The organism is Phyllobacterium sp. TAF24, from assembly GCF_052113785.1.
Classification (GTDB): domain Bacteria; phylum Pseudomonadota; class Alphaproteobacteria; order Rhizobiales; family Rhizobiaceae; genus Phyllobacterium.
This window is the reverse complement of record NZ_JBFRDN010000008.1, coordinates 56,121-73,485: the sequence shown is the minus strand read 5'-3', so window position 1 is coordinate 73,485 and position 17,365 is coordinate 56,121. Positions and strand designations below refer to the sequence as shown.

Annotated in this window: 24 protein-coding genes; 6 read left to right on the top strand and 18 right to left on the bottom strand. The window is 52.8% G+C overall.

The genetic code is table 11. The features are described 5' to 3' along the window. Positions 1-40 precede the first annotated feature (40 nt). Positions 41-3,025, bottom strand: coding sequence for a phage tail protein (locus AB4Y96_RS09395; protein WP_441916902.1), 2,985 nt, complete (start codon positions 3,023-3,025; stop codon positions 41-43). A gap of 6 nt (positions 3,026-3,031) precedes the next feature. Continuing rightward, the gene (locus AB4Y96_RS09390; protein ID WP_441916901.1) at positions 3,032-3,427 is read right to left on the bottom strand and encodes a DUF6950 family protein; all 396 of its coding nucleotides are present in this window, start codon (positions 3,425-3,427) and stop codon (positions 3,032-3,034) included. Positions 3,428-3,614: 187 nt separating this feature from the next. Here AB4Y96_RS09390 and AB4Y96_RS09385 point away from each other — a divergent pair, with 187 nt between their 5' ends. Next, entirely contained in the window at positions 3,615-4,283 is a 669-nt protein-coding gene (locus tag AB4Y96_RS09385; RefSeq protein WP_441916899.1) for a hypothetical protein, read from the top strand. A gap of 5 nt (positions 4,284-4,288) precedes the next feature. Here AB4Y96_RS09385 and AB4Y96_RS09380 read toward each other — a convergent pair whose 3' ends face one another. Genes AB4Y96_RS09380 through AB4Y96_RS09370 form a run of 3 tightly spaced genes read right to left on the bottom strand, consistent with a single transcriptional unit; the run spans position 4,289 to position 6,310 of the window. Next, positions 4,289-4,885 (bottom strand): DUF2163 domain-containing protein, encoded by a 597-nt coding sequence (locus AB4Y96_RS09380; protein WP_441916897.1) that lies wholly within the window; start codon positions 4,883-4,885, stop codon positions 4,289-4,291. 17 nt (positions 4,886-4,902) lie between these two features. Then, a complete protein-coding gene (locus AB4Y96_RS09375; protein ID WP_441916895.1) occupies positions 4,903-5,628 on the bottom strand; it encodes a carbon-nitrogen hydrolase family protein in 726 nt (241 codons plus the stop codon). 28 nt (positions 5,629-5,656) lie between these two features. Beyond that, positions 5,657-6,310 carry a hypothetical protein gene (locus AB4Y96_RS09370; protein WP_441916893.1) on the bottom strand — a complete coding sequence of 218 codons (654 nt, stop codon included), beginning with the start codon at positions 6,308-6,310 and terminating at the stop codon, positions 5,657-5,659. A 60-nt stretch (positions 6,311-6,370) separates the two neighbouring features. Between AB4Y96_RS09370 and AB4Y96_RS09365 the strand changes: the two genes are divergently transcribed. After that, positions 6,371-6,625, top strand: coding sequence for a hypothetical protein (locus tag AB4Y96_RS09365; protein WP_441916892.1), 255 nt, complete (start codon positions 6,371-6,373; stop codon positions 6,623-6,625). On the opposite strand, the gene AB4Y96_RS09360 is transcribed toward AB4Y96_RS09365, so the two are convergent. Next, entirely contained in the window at positions 6,626-9,049 is a 2,424-nt protein-coding gene (locus AB4Y96_RS09360) for a phage tail length tape measure family protein (RefSeq protein WP_441916890.1), read from the bottom strand. It abuts the gene before it with no gap. Between the two features lie 132 nt (positions 9,050-9,181). Between AB4Y96_RS09360 and AB4Y96_RS09355 the strand changes: the two genes are divergently transcribed. Continuing rightward, the gene (locus AB4Y96_RS09355) at positions 9,182-9,859 is read left to right on the top strand and encodes a hypothetical protein (RefSeq protein ID WP_441916888.1); all 678 of its coding nucleotides are present in this window, start codon (positions 9,182-9,184) and stop codon (positions 9,857-9,859) included. A 113-nt stretch (positions 9,860-9,972) separates the two neighbouring features. Here the strand turns inward: AB4Y96_RS09355 and AB4Y96_RS09350 are convergent, their stop codons facing one another. Genes AB4Y96_RS09350 through AB4Y96_RS09320 form a run of 7 tightly spaced genes read right to left on the bottom strand, consistent with a single transcriptional unit; the run spans position 9,973 to position 13,742 of the window. Then, a complete protein-coding gene (locus AB4Y96_RS09350) occupies positions 9,973-10,464 on the bottom strand; it encodes a hypothetical protein (RefSeq protein ID WP_441916886.1) in 492 nt (163 codons plus the stop codon). Between the two features lie 47 nt (positions 10,465-10,511). Beyond that, a complete protein-coding gene (locus AB4Y96_RS09345; RefSeq protein WP_441917013.1) occupies positions 10,512-10,814 on the bottom strand; it encodes a phage tail assembly chaperone in 303 nt (100 codons plus the stop codon). 17 nt (positions 10,815-10,831) lie between these two features. Next, entirely contained in the window at positions 10,832-11,242 is a 411-nt protein-coding gene (locus AB4Y96_RS09340; RefSeq protein ID WP_441916884.1) for a hypothetical protein, read from the bottom strand. A gap of 11 nt (positions 11,243-11,253) precedes the next feature. Continuing rightward, positions 11,254-11,745, bottom strand: a complete 492-nt coding sequence (locus AB4Y96_RS09335; protein WP_441916882.1) for a hypothetical protein — start codon at positions 11,743-11,745, stop codon at positions 11,254-11,256. Positions 11,746-11,800: 55 nt separating this feature from the next. Continuing rightward, positions 11,801-12,220 carry a DUF4128 domain-containing protein gene (locus AB4Y96_RS09330; RefSeq protein ID WP_441916880.1) on the bottom strand — a complete coding sequence of 140 codons (420 nt, stop codon included), beginning with the start codon at positions 12,218-12,220 and terminating at the stop codon, positions 11,801-11,803. Next, positions 12,220-12,702, bottom strand: coding sequence for an HK97 gp10 family phage protein (locus AB4Y96_RS09325; protein ID WP_441916879.1), 483 nt, complete (start codon positions 12,700-12,702; stop codon positions 12,220-12,222). Before AB4Y96_RS09325 ends, AB4Y96_RS09330 begins: the two co-directional genes overlap by 1 nt. Then, positions 12,702-13,742: a phage minor head protein gene (locus tag AB4Y96_RS09320; RefSeq protein WP_441916878.1), complete on the bottom strand. Its 1,041-nt coding sequence runs from the start codon at positions 13,740-13,742 to the stop codon at positions 12,702-12,704. Before AB4Y96_RS09320 ends, AB4Y96_RS09325 begins: the two co-directional genes overlap by 1 nt. A 68-nt stretch (positions 13,743-13,810) precedes the next feature. Here AB4Y96_RS09320 and AB4Y96_RS09315 point away from each other — a divergent pair, with 68 nt between their 5' ends. Together AB4Y96_RS09315 and AB4Y96_RS09310 are read left to right on the top strand one after the other, a co-directional pair. Beyond that, a complete protein-coding gene (locus tag AB4Y96_RS09315) occupies positions 13,811-14,023 on the top strand; it encodes a hypothetical protein (protein ID WP_441916876.1) in 213 nt (70 codons plus the stop codon). After that, positions 14,020-14,244: a hypothetical protein gene (locus tag AB4Y96_RS09310; protein ID WP_441916875.1), complete on the top strand. Its 225-nt coding sequence runs from the start codon at positions 14,020-14,022 to the stop codon at positions 14,242-14,244. Before AB4Y96_RS09315 ends, AB4Y96_RS09310 begins: the two co-directional genes overlap by 4 nt. On the opposite strand, the gene AB4Y96_RS09305 is transcribed toward AB4Y96_RS09310, so the two are convergent. Next, complete coding sequence (locus AB4Y96_RS09305) at positions 14,245-14,607, bottom strand: hypothetical protein (protein WP_441916873.1); 363 nt, start codon at positions 14,605-14,607, stop codon at positions 14,245-14,247. 69 nt (positions 14,608-14,676) lie between these two features. Here AB4Y96_RS09305 and AB4Y96_RS09300 point away from each other — a divergent pair, with 69 nt between their 5' ends. Then, the gene (locus tag AB4Y96_RS09300; protein WP_441916871.1) at positions 14,677-15,027 is read left to right on the top strand and encodes a hypothetical protein; all 351 of its coding nucleotides are present in this window, start codon (positions 14,677-14,679) and stop codon (positions 15,025-15,027) included. Positions 15,028-15,029: 2 nt separating this feature from the next. Here the strand turns inward: AB4Y96_RS09300 and AB4Y96_RS09295 are convergent, their stop codons facing one another. The 4 genes from AB4Y96_RS09295 to AB4Y96_RS09280 are packed head-to-tail and all read right to left on the bottom strand — an operon-like array spanning position 15,030 to position 17,296. Continuing rightward, on the bottom strand, positions 15,030-15,557 hold the full coding sequence (locus tag AB4Y96_RS09295) for a DnaT-like ssDNA-binding protein (protein WP_441916869.1): 528 nt from the start codon (positions 15,555-15,557) through the stop codon (positions 15,030-15,032). A gap of 2 nt (positions 15,558-15,559) precedes the next feature. Continuing rightward, positions 15,560-15,778 carry a hypothetical protein gene (locus AB4Y96_RS09290; RefSeq protein WP_441916867.1) on the bottom strand — a complete coding sequence of 73 codons (219 nt, stop codon included), beginning with the start codon at positions 15,776-15,778 and terminating at the stop codon, positions 15,560-15,562. Between the two features lie 6 nt (positions 15,779-15,784). Continuing rightward, on the bottom strand, positions 15,785-16,084 hold the full coding sequence (locus AB4Y96_RS09285; protein WP_441916865.1) for a hypothetical protein: 300 nt from the start codon (positions 16,082-16,084) through the stop codon (positions 15,785-15,787). A 60-nt stretch (positions 16,085-16,144) separates the two neighbouring features. Next, positions 16,145-17,296: a hypothetical protein gene (locus AB4Y96_RS09280; RefSeq protein ID WP_441916863.1), complete on the bottom strand. Its 1,152-nt coding sequence runs from the start codon at positions 17,294-17,296 to the stop codon at positions 16,145-16,147. Between the last annotated feature and the right edge of the window lie 69 nt (positions 17,297-17,365).

Genomic DNA, 17,365 nt, shown 5'->3' with positions numbered 1-17,365 from the left:
TGGCGGGTGACTGTCGAAGTTTGAATGTTGAGATGAGTGGTTAGCGCTTCCACCAAAGGGCGGTCAGCGTGACATTGAAGATGTTGGTGTTTGGATTACCAGGTAGCGGCCCGAGACCTTGGGTCATTTTCGCCTGAAACGTATTACTGCCAGCCGAGTTCTGACCGAAGAAGAAGTCAATGGCAGCCATTGGAGTGTTCGGGTTGTTGATCACAAAGGCCTTTGAATAGACTGTCACACCAGTCGTCGTGTTGATGACCGAAATCTCGTAGGTCGTTGCGCCGCCAGCAAATGGGCTGAATGAACCGGACCACTGAATTTGCATCAGTGATCGATTGGGAGCCAGCATGTCAGAAGCAGTCAGATTGACGACATGATTCCCGGTGCCACCAATTGTATCATTGTTGACCGTTCCGCTGGCCGTGGTGAAGCCCGTCACGCTGTTGATGCCAAGATTGCTTGTGCCGACAATCAGATTGCCGATCACTGCTTCGCTGATGTCGACCGCACCTAAAGAAGCCGACAACGACACCAGTTTGTTGACCCGCAACTCATCGGCAAAGAGAACGCCACCCTGAATAATAAATGGTCGACGCTTTGCACCAGCTTGCACCACATAGAACGTGTCGGCGGTTATGCCGACTTCACTGGTGCCACCAGCTATCGCGCTTAGAAACAAGGCCGCCTGCGATGCTGGACCAGTACCATTCGCCGCAACACTCAATCCAGCAGTTGATTGCGCTCCAGCCTGAGTTGCCACCTGTTCAAATCTGAGAATTCCATTGGCGTAGAAGTTACCAACACGAGCTTCGGTCACATTGACCCGATTGGTAACAGCGGCAAGGCCCGTACCCGGATCGTAAACAGTTGCCGACAGTGTGTCCGTTATCTGGGAAAGCGCATCGAGCCCCTTCGATGGATCATTCACGCGAGCCGTTAACTGGACAACCTGCAACACCGCAGCCGCAGTATCTGACGCAACGACTGTGATCTGATCTGAAAAGCTGGCACTGAATGCGCCAACTGTTGCCGTGATTTCCTTTCGGTCATCAAACGATTGAGCGCCAGCCTCTGCTACCAGATCATTTAACCGCTGACGCTCTTCATCCCCAAACCGGATAGATTTGCCAATCCAGTCAAGTTTGGCATTCAGGCGCTGCAGGACGCCGTCGACGACACCCGGCATATAGACAGTTTCACGGCTGGTCTTGATGGTTGTGGTGATCCAAGGAGTATAGGTCTTGAAACGATCCGGAACCGTCGTAATTGTAGCTTGTGCGTCATAGAACACACCGGACTGCACATCCTTTGAGGTGATGAAACCTGCTCGACCTGGCTCGTCGCTGCCTAATTCGGGCTCCGAGGACTTATCGTGAAACTCAACAGTTGTTCCGGTAATGCGATAGGAAAAACGAACTTCCGTTATTGTTGGATCGTCGGGCGCTTGCCAGTCAAACCGAAGTGCGGGTTTTTCAAAACCATCCTCACCATTGATCACCCCGACTTCCACTTTGAAATCTTGGATTGTCGAAAGGATTGACGGATTGATCGGCGGTGACGGCGGAATAATGATCGGACCCGGATCAATGTCGCCGTCTGAATAGATATCTGCGCCAGTCTCAGAAAGCACGAGAGTGAATAGGAAACTCTCATCGGATCGCCATTCCGTGATCAGCCAAGTCTTGCCGTCAAACGTAACCCACTCGCCCTCCTGTACCTTCAAGCCAACGCGGCGACTGACAGGAACTGTCGCCTGTCCGCCCTTGCGGTTCTGTCGATATCGAATGTTCAGCAGATACTGGCCGATATCCGGGTCGGAAACCTGCAGGAAGTCATTAGAAGTCTGCCTGCGCCTTCCGTCAGCGGCAATGTCTGCGTTCACAACAATAGGCTTCAAGCTTTCCGCACCCCACTGGCTTTCGGGCGAGGTAAACTGACCGGACATCATGTTGTACATTTCAAAGGCGGATTTGCGCTTGCTGACTTCCTGCGCACGGTCAATCGGGATATCCGCTGCGGCAATGTCCAAGACCGGGATTTGCGGTGCGCCGGGGATGACACCCGACAGACCACGACGGTTTAGACCGTAGCCCGCCATGGCGTCATCGAACTCTTTCAGGATTTCGGTATGATCATCGTCACCCTGAACATAGATGGCGCTTTGATAGGTCGGCTTGCCCTTCCTGATGGTGTCACTGACATTCATTGCGGCGAAATAGGACGATAGGTCGAGCTGTCCCATCGACTTACCTTCGCCGATCAACGTCCGGCCTGAAACCTGACCCTTGAGGCCAATCTGATAGTTCAATCGTTGCACAGCAGGGTTTTTGCTGAATTCCCAAGTTGCAGGGTTGTCGAGCCGGTGCGAACCCGAACCGCCTGCGACTGTGCTGTCTTTTCGCGGATCGTAGAGACGGAGGCCACGCAGGATAAAGCTGAACTCGGGCGGTCCCTTTTCGAACTTGTCCGCATTGTATTCGCGATCAATAGCGACGTAGCAAAGACCTGCGCAAACACTCGTGGCCTGCCACTTCCGACCGAGAAGGTTTGTGACTGATACAAGTTTGGTATCAACACCCTGCCCCGGACGGCCATCATAGAAACGGATCGTGATCTTGTCGTCAAAGCCATCGACGCCAAAGCATGCTGTTTCGTTGCCAGTGACAGGCTTGGGCACCAGCGTCTTTTTCTCACCATAGAAATAGATGCCGTCGAGCCCATCGCACCAGCCGTTCGACAGCACATAGATATCACTGTTGAACTTATTTCCTTTGCCATACTTGGCATAGAATATCCGGTGGCCTTTCGTCATACCGGTGCCGAACATTGCGCCAACTGGCACATCGGCGCCGTATTGGATTTCGCCTTGAACCGCTGAGTATTTGCGCTGCTTTGGCCGGTTGAGATAGCTGAACGCCAGCTTGGCGCCAAAGGCAAGCGCACCCGAAATGAGCGTGGTCGCTAATGCCGAGCCAGCAAAAAGCGCGGCGCTGATTGCACCGGCAATGGCAGTAAAAATTGGCATGAATGCTTATCCTGCGCGGAACGCTGCGATGCAGTCGCTCAGGTTGTGATAGGACTGGCCATGATCGGTCTTGGTGACGAACCGTGAGCCGAGACAAATCCCGACGTGCTCATGGGGACCAAGCTGAAGGATAACAATGTCGCCCATACGAGCAGCAGCGGGCGCACACGGCTCCACAATCGTTTCGAAGAACGTGACGAGTGACTTATGACCGCGCTTGCGCAGTGCTTTCTGTGCGCCAAGGATCGTTCTGTAATCCTTGGAATAAGTCTTCCGGTGATCGGTTTTCGCAAGTGCATCGATCATGGCAATACCGAGAAAGAAACAATCCGCTATGCCGTAGGTATACGGCTTCGCCATCTCCGCACGAAGCGTAGCTGCAACAATCTCAAATCTGGTCATGGAAGGTATCTTTCTTGCGAGAGCAGCCAAACAAACGATCAGAGTTCCGTCTGGACACTCCCCATGAGAATGCTAAACTTTGTTCATGGGTACATCAAAGACCGTAGACGGACGGATATTCTTCCCCGGCAATCCTTGGCCTCAGGGCCACCGGATTGTTTCATGTAAATGGGTTGGAGCGGTGGACATGGTGTTGCGCGACGGAACGGAAAATGAGTACGATCCGGTTTTGGCAATTGGTTTTGATCTCGTCACAGCGAAGTATTATGAAGCGGACGGTACACATATCGTTGCCGAAGAAGATGATGACGTCGACAGTGATTGGGAATCCAAAATTGCCTGGAACAACTATGGCTCTTGTTGGATGGGGATGAGCCAGTCGAGCTCAAGTCCCGGTATCATTGTTTCCGATGGGACAGTGCCGTTCGATTTCAGATTGCCGGAATACTCGTTCGAAGCGGACCCTCTACCTATCAATTGGGACAACTATTTTGATTGTCAGACATTCGGAACCTACCTTCTGGGACATGATGCAGTGGCAGACCATCGGATTCATTTGCACAATCGACAAGGCGACGATACCTACACGTTGGAATGGGGCGGTCGCATAGCCTTGGCATATGGAGGTGAGACGGAGTTTAAGTACAATTTCAATGCCATAGTGAGCGGTGTGGCGCTGGACGCCATCAGTCTGTGGGCTTTTGACAGGACCATCGCACGTGATTATTACGGCATAGATCTTGATGTGTCGCTGACACCTGAGGCTTACCTTGCCCCATTTGTAAAAGCTCCTGAACGCTTCAGCTTCGAAAAGCGAAACGGCACTCTATATGCGGTGCCGAAAACTAATATATAAGCCACTCAACCAGATTTTTGGCCCCATTCAACCGGCTGGCTACCGGTGACGGATGCGTATTCTAGACAAGTATCTGTCGAGAGGTTGTCGAACTGCTGCTCTTCCTGAGACCGTTTTACCTGTGTCGAGCCGCGCGCCGAACGCCCCGGCGGCTGCAAGTCAATGGAAAGCGTAAGATTGCGTTCGCCGCCTTCCGAAATCGCGCTTTTGTTGAACTTTACCTTGTCGATTTCATAAATACTCGATGCGAGTACGCCCAAGACCTGATCGGTAGCTGGATCGCCGCAAAGATGGGCAATGATCACAGGAGCATTGAGGTAGTTGAATTCCTCGATCTTCGCGATGGCATCATTCACATCAGCGGTCGGGATGTTGGAGAAGGTAATCGTCCGAGTGGTAACTGCCACGCCAAGCGCGCTGCTCATTGACCCCGCAGAAAGAAACCTGTTCGGAATGTAGGTCAGGCCGTTGTAAGTGAACGGACGTCCTCCCCGGTGATAACCCACGGTTCTTCCGGGGAGATCAAAGCGGATCAGATCGAGGCGGCGGATTTGCCCGCCATCGACGGCCGCCTGAACGGCAGGATCAAGCACTATACTCATCTATTTTCCAATAAAGGTTATGGTGTCTCAGGCAGGTCAAAAACGACTACGTCGTCCATCAATTCTCTTGCTCGAGCAACAATTTCTCCACACGGATTTGCGATCATCGTGCAACCAAAACTGAGCCATCCATCAGCGTTTGTACCCACGACATCAGAGGCAATGACCCACGTTCCTGTGTTACGCGCTGTCGTTTGAAACTGTTTAAGGGCTGGCTCACGCCATAAAGGGGCTTTGTGAGGACGGAGCATCATATTCATTGGACAACAAATGATTTGTGCACCTTGATGTACAAGCATTTTTGCAGCATCCGGATAATCAAGATCTTTGCAGATGTTCACACCAAATTTCCAGCAGCCTGATTTCCAAACAGGGAAAGCTGTTCCTGGCAGACACCCATTCTCTCTCGGATGGCTTTTCGCATAATTTCCTAATAGGCGTCCCTCCCCGAACACAAATGCACTATTGAAAACACCTTCCTGTCGCCGTTCGAAATAACCAAGTACCGCCTTTGTTTTCCCTGTAGAACGCTGAACAATATTCTCAATTATGGGATCATCAATCGACAAGGCACGATATTGAGTGAGTTCCTCGGAATATGAGTGTCCCTGTAAGAAGGACTCCGGAAAAACTGCAAGATCAATGCCCTCATTTTCTGCCCACCGCAGATCGGCAAGCACAATTTTACTCGTGGCCTCAGGGTCATCAAAGATGGCGGTTCGTTGAAATGCTGCAATTCTCAAGTTTCATCCTCGGTTTTGCGACTCAGGCTCAAGCGTAGAATACCTCAGTTGCCGAGAAACTTGGTTCACGCGCAGCCCATGATTTCGGCCCCTGCCAGCTACCGGGATCAATCTGCATAGTGCAGGATGGCTTTTCGAAATGAACAGTGCAAGGCAGTGTGAAGGTTTGTAGGTCGAGTGCATACTTGATCGGTAATGTGCAAGTGCCGGATGCGTTTGCTGTCGCAGCGGAAGTGATCGCATGAAGAGAGCGCACTGTGGGCGTCTTGCGAATCTCAACATAGTCACCAGGTGAAAGCCTGAAACCCGCCGGAAGACCGCTGACTGTGATCAGAAGCGTATTCAATATGGATTGAAGTACCGCATCTCCATTGAAAGCACCGCCGCCCTGTTTTGTGCCAGACAGCGGCTTTCCGGTGTCCATCAGAACAGGGCGTGGGCGCATTGCATCGTAGGCCGCGAAAACCTCGCCATCATCCCCGGCCTGCATCATGAATGCGCGCATCTGGCCTTGCTCGATATCGGTCAGAGCGCCAAGCCGGAAACTTGCCGTCCAATATGGCGTGCCGAACGTCTGAGATTCAGTCTTGCGGCTCTCCATACGGTTCGTATCGCGTGGACGAACCGGCTTGAAATCACATTCAACGAACTTTGAAGAAGGCAGCGTGATCAAGGTAGGCATTGGCACTCCCGTGAGATAGTTTGGCTGTTATTGACGGCGGAATCACCAAATGAGGATCAGATGACTATTTCCAAAGTTCGATTGAAGAAAATCGTACCCTTGAATGACCGGTACAACGCTGAGTTTGAACTCGCTTACAAAGATGCTTCGCTCGGGCAGGAATATTTTTCCAGTATCATCATCGGTATTCCGTTGAACCCGGAACTGACCTACGCAGAAATATCGACCTATGCATTTGATAAGCTGTGCGACGTTGTCCGTTCATGGTCTACCATCAGCGACGATGTCGTGTTTGACTTGATCGAAACAGCCTAATTATCGAGGATTGCCACCAGCATTATACAGGTCCTCACGTTGCCGTTCGCGTTCGGTCACAACCTGCACAGCAGCGTTTTGCCCTTCCGATTGAGCAACATTTTTAACGTATGCTTGAAGGTTTCCATCGTTGTCGACCGACACACCAACTGTCACACGCATGTTGCCTGACTGATTGCTGTTCGCAGCAGCGCCAGTGCCAGCGGAGACTCCGAGGCGACCAGAACTATCCCGCTTGAGCGGCATGATTGCTTCTGGACCTGCTTCGCCCATAAGGCCCGTTCCATTGGCAAACTTGAACAACGTCGGGCTGTTCACAATGGAATTGGAGAATGCACCGCCCTTAGCGAAAGCTTGCACGCCGCCCGAGAAGGCACCCCCATCAGCCATTCGCATTCCGGCCCAAGGATCGGATGAAGCAGAGGAACCGCTTCCACCGAATAGACTACCGAGGAAACCAAGAATTCCGCCGCCGCTACCAGAATCGGCAGTACCAACCTGAAACAAGGCATCAAGCACATCGTTGAGCAGTTTATCGGTGATCTTATCCAACACGCTGAGTGCTGCATCGCCGAGACTTTCGAAGACTGACTTTCCGCTCTCGATGCCTTGAATGAACGTCGACGCAAAGTCACCGGCAAGTGCACGGGCTTCCTTCAATTTCTCATTTGTACGGATCAGCCCAGCTTCATAGGAATCGAAATCTACCGGCAGCCCTGCGCCTTTGAGCGTAGATGCGATTGTCTGGTCAATTGGTGATCGGAACATCTGCTGCCGTTCGAACATGAGATCGGCCTGAAGTGTGGCTTTTGCAGCGGCAGTAGCATTCTTTTCGTATGCGTCTACCTGCTCAAGGAGCGCTTTCGTTTGATCTTCAGTGAGTGAGCGACCCTTTGCTTGGCTCTTCTGAAGCAAGTCAAGTTTGAACCTGAGCGTGTCTTGGGCAATTCCGGTAAGACCGGCCGTGTCGGCCTCAAGTTTGCTCTGTTCCACACGATCCTGTGCAGACTTCAATAGTCGGTCATAGGCTTGTTTGGCAGATTCGATTTCGCGGGCTGCTTTGGCCGCTCCCACGTCCTTTGGAATAGCGAAAGACTCTTGGTTTGGCTTGTCGGCCGGAATGGGAGTATTTTCCATTCGCACCTGTTCATCAATACGAGCAAGGGCATCCTGATATGCTTGATAGGCAGAATCCTTATCCTCGCGATTGGAAGCGCGATTGACCGCAACTTCGTACTGATATTTGGCGAGTTGCCTATCATCGAGTTTTGGCAGCGAGATGCCTGCCAGTTCGCGCATCGCTGCTGTGAATTGGCTGATCTGCTCAATTTGTGCCGCGGCGACACCGCCAAGGAGTCCTATCGTTGCACGCGCGGCAGCCGCCTTCTGTTCAGCACCTTCTAATGCTCCAGCCAATTTGATTGTTTCATCACCAATCTTCGTAAGACCAGCCGGATTAGTATCCACGATCTGATTGACCTGATTGTAGAATTCCTGAAAGTCTGGCCGACCCGCAGCAACTTCAGTGCGCAGGCGCTTGATAGCATCTTCAAACGGTTTGAATCTTGTCGCGACACCGTCGTAACTGGCGCCACCGGTAATTGCAGAGCTGAGAAGAACCTCGCTGGAGAAAGCTCGCGCGGCGTCTTTCGCAGCCTTTTCCAGTACTCCGGTTTGCTCACGAGCATTCGCAGCAAGCAAAGACGTGCTTTCCTCGGTGTAACGCTTAAGTCCCTCGGTCGCTCCAGGCCAACGATCTGCAATTTTCTGGATGAGTTCTTGATGCTTTTCCAAGGCCTCATCGACAGTCATGAGCGATTTGGGTGCCAATAGAGCATACGTTCCTGCAGCCACACCAGCGGCAGCTATTGCTGCTGTTACAAGCGGAAATCTGGTTGCCAAACCCACAATGCCCTCGCCAAGGGCTTTTAACGACCCGCGCAGGCCACCCGGCCCCTCTTCCAGAGCGCTGTAAATCTGACCAGCTTGAGAAGCGAATATCTGCATTGCCGGGGCGCCAAGTGCAAACATCGTAATGACGTCATTGCCTTGGCGAGAAAGGTTCAACAATTGGTTTGCTGTCAGTTTCGAAGAATTGCCGACACGCCCAAGGGATGAATTTGCATTGTCGAGTTGCTTGCTGAACGCGCCAAATTCCGATGCGTTGCCAATGCCTGATCGAAAGTTTAGCGCTTTCAATACCCGCGCGGAAAAGCTCTCGGCTTCGGATGCAGTTTCTCGCAGTTTCTGAGTTATTGGCCCGGTTCCGATAGCGACCTTAGACAAAGCAGCCGGAGCAGTTGTACCAAGTTTATTGACGGCCTGCTCAGCAACTGCAGAACTTGCAGCCAATTTATCCAGATCAACGGTGGCGCGCACGGCTGGCCCGCTGTCAACGGCCAAGCCAAGACTTGCTATGGTCATCTATTGATCCTTTAACTGTGTCAGATATCCTCCACCGAATTCGCTTCGGTGCGGCCCTGAACAAGATGATAAACTATCGGGGAATGGCAACGTTCAAGCGTTGATCAGCTCCATCCGTGAAGGGATACAAACATGAACCGAACTGAGTTTGAGGATCGTTTGTTATCGGCAATTGAGGTGCTGAAAACCCTTAGCCCTCAACAGTTCTACGATGAAAAATACGATGAGTATCATCCCGTGCGAAAGGAGATCGCGATCCTCATACAATCGCTCGAAATTGATCCCGCTGTCCTAGCTGCATTTCTGCAGAAGCATCCACAAAATGATGGATGGTTACCCGAAAACCCACATGAACTCAGCTCCATGTCGGTCATAGACGTTCACAGTCGACTGATCAGCAATGTATCCGGTGACCGCTGGGTTGATGGCGCACTGTTTAAGCCCTTTCAATCAGGTTCTCTGACCAAAGCCTTAGAGATACTATTCGAAAACCTATCTGAGCTTGCGTCGCACACTGTTCAGATCACGGATAAAGACAAAAGGGACTCGCCCGGATCAAGAAATGATGCGCTTTTAGATGATGCCAGAGAACTGGTGACTAATCGGCGATGGGCAGCCGAAATACTGATGCAAAATCCGAAAGGACACTTTCTTCCGCTTAATACGCTTGTAGCGTTCGACTCTGACCAACGAGGAATTATCCACGTCTGTTGGGCCACTCTAATGTTCAGAGATGACTACATCTATATCACTGTATATGACATCGAGACGCTTGATTTCAGGCATGCCTTGGTAAGGGTCAAGAAATAGATTTCAGCCTAATCCTACGAGCCGCTCAATCCACTCAAAGACAAGCCCCCGAAGACTGACGCGAATCCCCCACCCTGTTTTTGCAGGTTTCACGTTCCAACTATCGGCAAAGCTCAATTCTTATAGCTGATGCTGACAATGGCTGACTGCCCTGTCTGAGAATAGTAGCCTTCCATAGAACCCTGTTTCCAAGAAGCGGTGGCACCAAAATCCTTTTTATCAAGGGTGTTCGGAGTGCCTAAGCGCGCAGTTAGATCATCCAGTAAACCGGTTGGATCACCAACACTATACATACATGCCTTATGAGCATTTGGCCCCGTTGCGATCCAGAACGATAGACTTCCATCGCGTTCCCCTTCTCCGCGCCGCCATCCTATCGCGTCGACGGTACCGCCATTGTAGGCGAGGAAGCTGGTACGCCATTCATGGGTATCCGCTTCACTCATTCTTTGCCAACCTAAATGATCGCCTTTCCCGGACGCATCTGAAACTGTCGATGAGCTGCAAACATCGACCAGTTGTGCAGCGGTGAGAGTTTTAGGCAGTGCAGCGGCATCTGCAGCGAGAACTAGGATGCATATAGGAACAAATAGAATACTGCGCATTGTTGCTCTCTGGGTTCGCGTTTAATTCAAACCATCGCATCACTTATCTAGAACAGAGCATCAAACAATTCCACAGTCATTGGCCTTGATGACACAACGTCTTTGCTTTCGTCCTCAGATGCGTTGAGCAGGATCATCTTCTCCATGTCCATTGCGCTCAATGCGCGCAATTCCCATGGTGCAAGCGTTTCGCCAGACAATCTGGCCCATGCGTCGATTTCTACATGACCGATTGGCAGGTAGCTGTAGCCATTGTGGAAGCGCTTACGGTCGAGATAGACGAACCATTCCCAGACGTGTTGACCGGCGGCGGGAATGCGCGGCCGCCGATTAACGTGGTTATCGCGTATAGCCTTTCGAAGCGCTGCTATGAGCGCTTCAAAAAAACCGCACGCTTACCAGCCTTCTTCTCGACCTGCTCACGAATGAATGGGAAGCGGGTAAAGAGGCGGATCGCATTCTCTTCCGAGTAAGGAAGATCGGCGCCATCGAGAACGATTGGCGACCAGGAGATGACACTGGCCGCGATGATCTTGAGCGTTCTCTGCTCAAAATCCTCGGCTGTGGCCGCTGCAAGGTCTTCGTTGTTGATGCGCTCATTTGTGATTGCCTGAATGGCTTTCCGTTGGCGCTCGCTGTCTGGTCCGGCGATCTTGATCGAGATGCCGATTGGCTGACCGGCAGGATCCTTGATCTCAACGTCAATGCCCGATTCCTGCGCATCTTTCAGGCTATCGAAAGCGGAGAGATCGTTGATCTTCTGTGTTTTGGTATTCATGTACGATCTCCTTACGTGGCCGAGGCCGCGACTTTCACGATGTTGGTGTTGATTTCGACCGTGGAATTGAGGCTCTGCACGGTATTTGCCGCGCCGCCTGCTTCCTGAGCGGAGGTGACAAGGCCCATGAAATACCTCAGCGAGTTCTTCGGTGCTGCACCAACGGCCGGCTTATCGTTAAGTTCGATCTTGAACGGATAGTTCTGGTCGGTCTTCTCAGCAGCAATGAGCGCGATCTGACCGGGATCACTCGCCAAGACAGCGAAGACGTTCTGCATCTGGCCTGCGTTTCTTGTGCCTTTTTGTTTCACGTCCCGCTTGCGGTCAATGAGCTGCGTCGTGATGAGCGCGGCGGCATCGCCGAATGCGCCCATCTGGGTCCAGTCTTTAATTTCAGTCCAAGTGATGGCTGTGAAATCAGCCGCGACAACATCGACGTCGGGAAGGTCCACCGCAGGGCCGACATAAATTCGGCATCCGGCGACCGGGTACAGATTGGCCATGGTGGCCTCCTTTTGCTTTGATTATCCTTGCCGAAGGGATGGGAACGGCTTTGCCTCAGAGATAGGCAACCCAGTCGATCGAGACTGGTATCTGGATGCGGTTGGTGTCCTGGATTGGACGTTCGACACTTGGTCGCTTGTCGATGCGGACTGGACCGGCAGCGGTTTGCAACTGTGTGCCTTCCGCAAAGTGGCTCGCAATCTGGCCAGCCACATCATTGGGCCTTACCGCGCCCTGCCCTGCTGGGAAAACGACTGTCACCTGCAGGATGCCTTGATACCGGTTTGGAGAGCCCGGCGTGATGCAGATGCGCTCATTACCGTTCGGGATGTAATAGGCTTTGAGATAGCCCGATGATGGCGGTGTGAAAGGTACATCGGGGTAGGCAATCGGCAAGACAGGCGACAACACCAGCCTCGAAAGATGATCGAGCAGCGCTTCCGGGATAATTCCCTCAATTGTTGAAGCAGCCATCATGCATTCCTTGCTGCGACGCGCGCCTTGGCCATCTCTTCGGCCCTCTCGACGATAGCTGGCCAACGCTGTGCGGCTGTTCGAACGAAAGCGTAAGGCGGCTGATTGTAAGTCCGTCCAAGGCTGTCCGTGCCTTCAAATCCGTATTCAAGCCGGAGCGAATAGGCCATGCCATACGACGCCATGATTGTGTCGCCCAACTCCGCCCCGGCAATGGAAGCGTCAACCGCGCCCATTGCGAATGGCTGGGCAGGTGTATCGGGCGCCTTTCGGATTGCATCTTGCGGCGGCGTATTGATGCCTACCTGAAGCGATGCAACGTGATGACCGAGATCATGACGGTTCAAACCGCCCTGCTTGTTGGTCTTCTGCATTTCCTCAATCACCATGCTCGCCGATGTGCGAAACACAGCGATCAGGCGCTTGTTCGTTTCGAGCGTCCAATCGGAAACAATTGCTGAGAATGAACCCTGTTCGGCCATCAGTCCAAATCCGCAAGAAAGTCGATCTTAATGCTCATGCGACAGCGGCAATTAACGATTTCAGATGCTGGCGCACTTGGATCACCGGGATACTGAAGCAATGGACCATTGGAAGATTGAAACGGCGTTCTGAAACTAACTGTCTGCCCGTTCATCCCTTGATGAGTATCGCGGACCCGACTGTCGCCAGCAGTATGCCAAACACGCTGCACAACACTTTCAGCAACCGCTCCGCTATCGATCAACTGGCGATAAGCCTCCATTTGGCTTTCATTGAATGCGCCCATCGTCTCGGTACGGGCAATCGTTTCGCCACGGAGCAGCAAAAGCCGGTTGGCGTATTGCTGTGTCGTCATGCGGTCGACTGTTTCAACCGGGATTGGCTTGCCGGTAGAGATTGCTTTGCGCACCGTTGCATCGAAACGTTTGTCTCGGCGTCCCCGCGTCAGATAATGCTTCAATTGCTCGGGGTCGCCCGAGAGAAGCTCACCACGCGCTGTAGCAACGTATTTCGCCTGTGTGCTCGTCAGACCGACGATACCGCCTTCACGGCGTCCTGTTGCCCGGCTGAGGCGGCCAGCAATATCAAGCGCTACGGCGCGCGGTCCCCGTCCCGCTTCAAGCCCTTCTGTCAGGTAGGTACTTATACCTACTCGCTGATCGGCGATGATGTCTCTGATCAGGCTTGTGCTGTGGTCTCGAAGCCAAGCTTCTGCCCGATGGTTGCGAGTATCGAAACGCACAACCAGCTTTGCGCCGTCCGGTTCGCGAACCATTGGCATACTTGAGACAGTTGATACGCCGCCGCCCTCGAAAGCCTGAGCCATGGCTCGATCTAGCGGACGAAATGCTGCCGGGTCGAGATAAAGCGCGTCAATCGCCCCTGCGATATCGTTTCGCTCAAGCCTTTCCACAATCCGCTTGATCTGGATGTTCGACTTGATGTCGGCAATGCTCTCCATGAAGGCATTGCGCAGGAGAGGTTCGAAGTCGGCAATAAGCTGCTCGAACTTCTCGCGGGGGGAAAGGCGCTTGAGCATATTGAAACCCCTTTATCCCATGTTAGGCTGCGTAGCACCGCAGCGACCCAGTTTAGGGAGAACCACCAATGTCAAGAACGATCACGAAAGCCGCAATCTATGTGCTTGGGGCGATCCAGTTGCTTGTCGGTCTTTGGTGCATCGTGTTTGCGGAATCCATATTGCACCAACTCTTTGGCACTGCCGGCATAGGCTTTGGCAGCGTCACATTGGGAATAGGCGCAATTCTGACCCGAATGGATGAACACGCGGCGATGTCTAAACTAAGTGCGCCCCAATGAAGTACACAATGCTCAATCTGTTTGCCGCGCAGATTTATTGGGGCTTTCTGGCATTGGCAGCGGTGATGTGCGCAGCGGTTACGTGGAGCTATTTCACGGAAGGAAGCGACGTATACAACAATACCCCGATGCTCATCGGGTTGTATTTTGCTGCCAGCCTGATTTGTCTGCTTGGGTTTGCGCTACGGTGGGCAATTCGCTGGCTCGCCAAGTTTATCTGATTACGCCCTCGCCTGAATTTCAAAATACACCACAATCCCTGCCGGATTGAGCGGCATGACCCGTACAATTGTGTGCTGCGCTCCAACGATTGAAAGTCGGTCGGTTGTGGTCGGAACGATTGCCAGTCCCTTTGCAGCCACATAAACCTTTTTATCGGTCGCCTTGACGAGTGTTCCGTCGATATCCTTGTTGTCGAACTTGAGCACTGCAAGCGTGCATGGATATGACGTGATGACAGGCTCGCCGGGATCGTAAGCAGGACCGGTGCCCGGCGTCTCGCGCACGATCTGGCCGGTCATGCCGAACTTATCGAGCAGCCGCAGAGCTGTGTTCTGTGATTTGGCGTAATCAAACTTCAACATTAAGATACCTGCAGTCTGAATAGGAACTGCGGCGGAGGTTCGATCGTGTTCACATGGGATGAAATCACAATGGAGATCGAACGCATCATCGCTGCGCGTAAATCAGAATATTTGCCAGCCACAGTTCAAAGTGCTGCCGATTTTATTTCATTCGCGAGAGATCGGCTCCAACCGCCTGACGATATAGGTCCCGGCTACTATCCTACAATTTGTCTAAGTTGGTCATTCACAAAGCCATTGCCAATTGAACTTGAAATTAACGTGGATAAATTTGAGTTATATCAATTCGCTGATAGGAAGACTGACATACGGCATTTTGACCACATTCCGGGACAACCTGTTCCCAGCGAACTCGCTGCTTTGTTAAGCAGGACGGTTGACACGAAACTGCTTACAGATAATGACCGATTGACACACTAGGATTAAGCTCTGAATGCCTGTCCGACCAAGGCATTCCCAGCTCCAGCGCGAAGCAGCGTTCCGATCAGATCACGGACGATCAAAAGAACAGGGCGCGCACCGTCGGCCGATGTATTTGCATTGAGGTATTCAGTCTCAAGTTCACCGACTTTCTCACGCTTCACCTGTTCGGATGCAACAAAGTCTGGCGACATGGAGCCGGGCGAAACCAACTCACGCAAAGCAACCTCTGCCGTTGCGTATTTGATCTCGATTGGCACGTCATCCGGCGATACTGCCCAGCCTTCGCGATCAACAGCGCCATAGCGGGGCCATGCAAGAGCTTGGGGCCTGCCTTTCAGCTTGTATCCCTGCCATTGATAGGAAACCGTCAGGAACGCGCTGGCGCGGATAATGGCGGCTTCTTTGAGAGCATTATCGCCGGTCCAAGCGGCATTACCTCGTGTCGAGTGATAGGCATCGACGCTGGCAACATCCCAGAACGCATTTGCATTCGGCAATCCGACACCGGTTTCAACGATCATGGCCATATTCAATCTCGATCTGCGATGCGAAGCAGCTTCATCTTTACGCACTCCAAGTCCCAAAGACACGTTCCACCATCGGCGGCCGACGAAGCGAAGTATTCGTCACCATTCTTGTCGACGCCGATCACCATGACCCGCTCAAGTTGGCTCACGGCTTTCGTGAGCACTCGGTCAGGATCGATATCGAGTGTTGTTATGACCGGCAAATCGACAACGTTGCTCATGGGGGATTAGACCGGGTTCGTTGCAAGTTCTTCAAGCGCGGCAGTAATTTCGTCCTTCTTGGCCGGTATCTTATCGCCCAGAAGCTTGGATGCGGCAGACTTGAACGACATGAATGGCGTGCCGTCATCGAGCATTGCCAGCACTTCAAGTACCGTCTTCGCGCCACCGTCAGAAGGAGCAGCAGGCTTCTTGGCTTTGCCGTCGAGCAGTTCATGAAAATCCGGATCGAAATCCACTTCATTGATGATGACGAAATCGCCCTGATCATCAGACCATGGCTTTACCTGAATAGTTGCGTTCGACATTGCGAACTCCATTGTAGCGAGGGAGAGGAACCGGGGCCGAAGCCCCGGCGATCGTTCGGATCAGCCCAGCAGCGCAGCCATGTGCTCAGGCTTGACGGCTTTCACACCCCAAGCGAGAGACACTTCATACTGCATCTGGCGGTACTGCGGGTACATGGCCACTTCGAAGGTCAGGCCGGATTCAGGATCGGTGACCAAAGTACGGTCGCGAGCCAGATCACCCTGATCAGGAAGTGCTGGTGCACGGGTCGCCAACGCAATGGCAGAGCGTGCAAAACCAAGGCTGCGAGCCGAAGCAGCAGCGATGGTGATTGCGGTTGCAGCAGCCGGAATCGCCTTGCGAAGGCCCGGCGCGGCCAAAGTGATCGTACCACCGTTGGACACATCAGCGTCACCGACTGCAACGAGGTACTTGGTTGCATCACCGGCAAACGTGATCACATCGCCCTGAATGAAGGTGCCAGTGCCAGCAGATGCCAGAGTAATGACAGTTGCACCCACGGCAGAACCAACAGCATTGGTTGTGGCAGCAGCACCAGTACCGGCAGTAGCAGTTTTCACCTGTCCGGATTCGCGGATCGCAAAGCCATGTACATCGAGCAGCACACCACGGCGTAGAAGAGACGTGTCTGCCGCTTCATTGGCCTTGGATAGCTGGGTCAATGTCCGCATGTTCGCCCCGGCAGATGTATCAATGACCATCTGAAGGTCACTCAGCGGAGCGCCGTTATCCGAGAGAATCTTGCGGACCTGAGCAGTGTCAGCAAGGTTTGTGGCGAATGGCGTTGTGCCAGGTGTGCCGTAGGCGCGGGATGCATTGATATGCAGCGCGGCGAGATCGCTTTCAACTTCATTGACGAGGGTGCGCATGGCCTGTGCGAACTGATCGCGAAGGATGATGTTGTAGCTTGCGCCATTGTTGTCGAGGGCAAGCTTCTGCTCACCGTTCCAGCGAACCGGTACGCGGCGAGCTTTCGTGATGGTCATCTGCACGTTACCGATTGTCTGATCGCCATCATCCGGCGGGGTAACCCCGGGAGTGATGTCTGTAGCAACGGAGGCTGGAGCAACAGGAGACATAACAGTCTGGCCCACTGCGGCGCGTTCAAATGTCATATCCGACGACACGGCGGGAATGAAGCCGACCAGTTCGCGAGATACGACATCCAGTGCGTTGTATAGCGTCGGGAAAAGACCCGTAATAGTGTTCATGATAATTGCCCTTTCTAGGGATGATAAGACGATGTTTGGGGTTGGTTGGGCTATCCAGCCCGGAACACC

Bases quoted from the DNA above. Each gene is read 5' to 3' on its own strand.
- AB4Y96_RS09365 (WP_441916892.1), top strand. From the start codon at position 6,371: ATGACTATTTCCAAAGTTCGATTGAAGAAAATCGTACCCTTGAATGAC.
- AB4Y96_RS09355 (WP_441916888.1), top strand. From the start codon at position 9,182: ATGAACCGAACTGAGTTTGAGGATCGTTTGTTATCGGCAATTGAGGTG.
- AB4Y96_RS09395 (WP_441916902.1), bottom strand. From the start codon at position 3,025: ATGCCAATTTTTACTGCCATTGCCGGTGCAATCAGCGCCGCGCTTTTT.
- AB4Y96_RS09370 (WP_441916893.1), bottom strand. From the start codon at position 6,310: ATGCCTACCTTGATCACGCTGCCTTCTTCAAAGTTCGTTGAATGTGAT.
- AB4Y96_RS09310 (WP_441916875.1), top strand. From the start codon at position 14,020: ATGAAGTACACAATGCTCAATCTGTTTGCCGCGCAGATTTATTGGGGC.
- AB4Y96_RS09315 (WP_441916876.1), top strand. From the start codon at position 13,811: ATGTCAAGAACGATCACGAAAGCCGCAATCTATGTGCTTGGGGCGATC.
- AB4Y96_RS09285 (WP_441916865.1), bottom strand. From the start codon at position 16,084: ATGTCGAACGCAACTATTCAGGTAAAGCCATGGTCTGATGATCAGGGC.
- AB4Y96_RS09280 (WP_441916863.1), bottom strand. From the start codon at position 17,296: ATGAACACTATTACGGGTCTTTTCCCGACGCTATACAACGCACTGGAT.
- AB4Y96_RS09380 (WP_441916897.1), bottom strand. From the start codon at position 4,885: ATGAGTATAGTGCTTGATCCTGCCGTTCAGGCGGCCGTCGATGGCGGG.
- AB4Y96_RS09325 (WP_441916879.1), bottom strand. From the start codon at position 12,702: ATGGCCGAACAGGGTTCATTCTCAGCAATTGTTTCCGATTGGACGCTC.
- AB4Y96_RS09330 (WP_441916880.1), bottom strand. From the start codon at position 12,220: ATGGCTGCTTCAACAATTGAGGGAATTATCCCGGAAGCGCTGCTCGAT.
- AB4Y96_RS09340 (WP_441916884.1), bottom strand. From the start codon at position 11,242: ATGAATACCAAAACACAGAAGATCAACGATCTCTCCGCTTTCGATAGC.
- AB4Y96_RS09290 (WP_441916867.1), bottom strand. From the start codon at position 15,778: ATGAGCAACGTTGTCGATTTGCCGGTCATAACAACACTCGATATCGAT.
- AB4Y96_RS09350 (WP_441916886.1), bottom strand. From the start codon at position 10,464: ATGCGCAGTATTCTATTTGTTCCTATATGCATCCTAGTTCTCGCTGCA.
- AB4Y96_RS09305 (WP_441916873.1), bottom strand. From the start codon at position 14,607: ATGTTGAAGTTTGATTACGCCAAATCACAGAACACAGCTCTGCGGCTG.
- AB4Y96_RS09390 (WP_441916901.1), bottom strand. From the start codon at position 3,427: ATGACCAGATTTGAGATTGTTGCAGCTACGCTTCGTGCGGAGATGGCG.
- AB4Y96_RS09360 (WP_441916890.1), bottom strand. From the start codon at position 9,049: ATGACCATAGCAAGTCTTGGCTTGGCCGTTGACAGCGGGCCAGCCGTG.
- AB4Y96_RS09335 (WP_441916882.1), bottom strand. From the start codon at position 11,745: ATGGCCAATCTGTACCCGGTCGCCGGATGCCGAATTTATGTCGGCCCT.
- AB4Y96_RS09385 (WP_441916899.1), top strand. From the start codon at position 3,615: ATGGTGTTGCGCGACGGAACGGAAAATGAGTACGATCCGGTTTTGGCA.
- AB4Y96_RS09300 (WP_441916871.1), top strand. From the start codon at position 14,677: ATGGAGATCGAACGCATCATCGCTGCGCGTAAATCAGAATATTTGCCA.
- AB4Y96_RS09295 (WP_441916869.1), bottom strand. From the start codon at position 15,557: ATGGCCATGATCGTTGAAACCGGTGTCGGATTGCCGAATGCAAATGCG.
- AB4Y96_RS09320 (WP_441916878.1), bottom strand. From the start codon at position 13,742: ATGCTCAAGCGCCTTTCCCCCCGCGAGAAGTTCGAGCAGCTTATTGCC.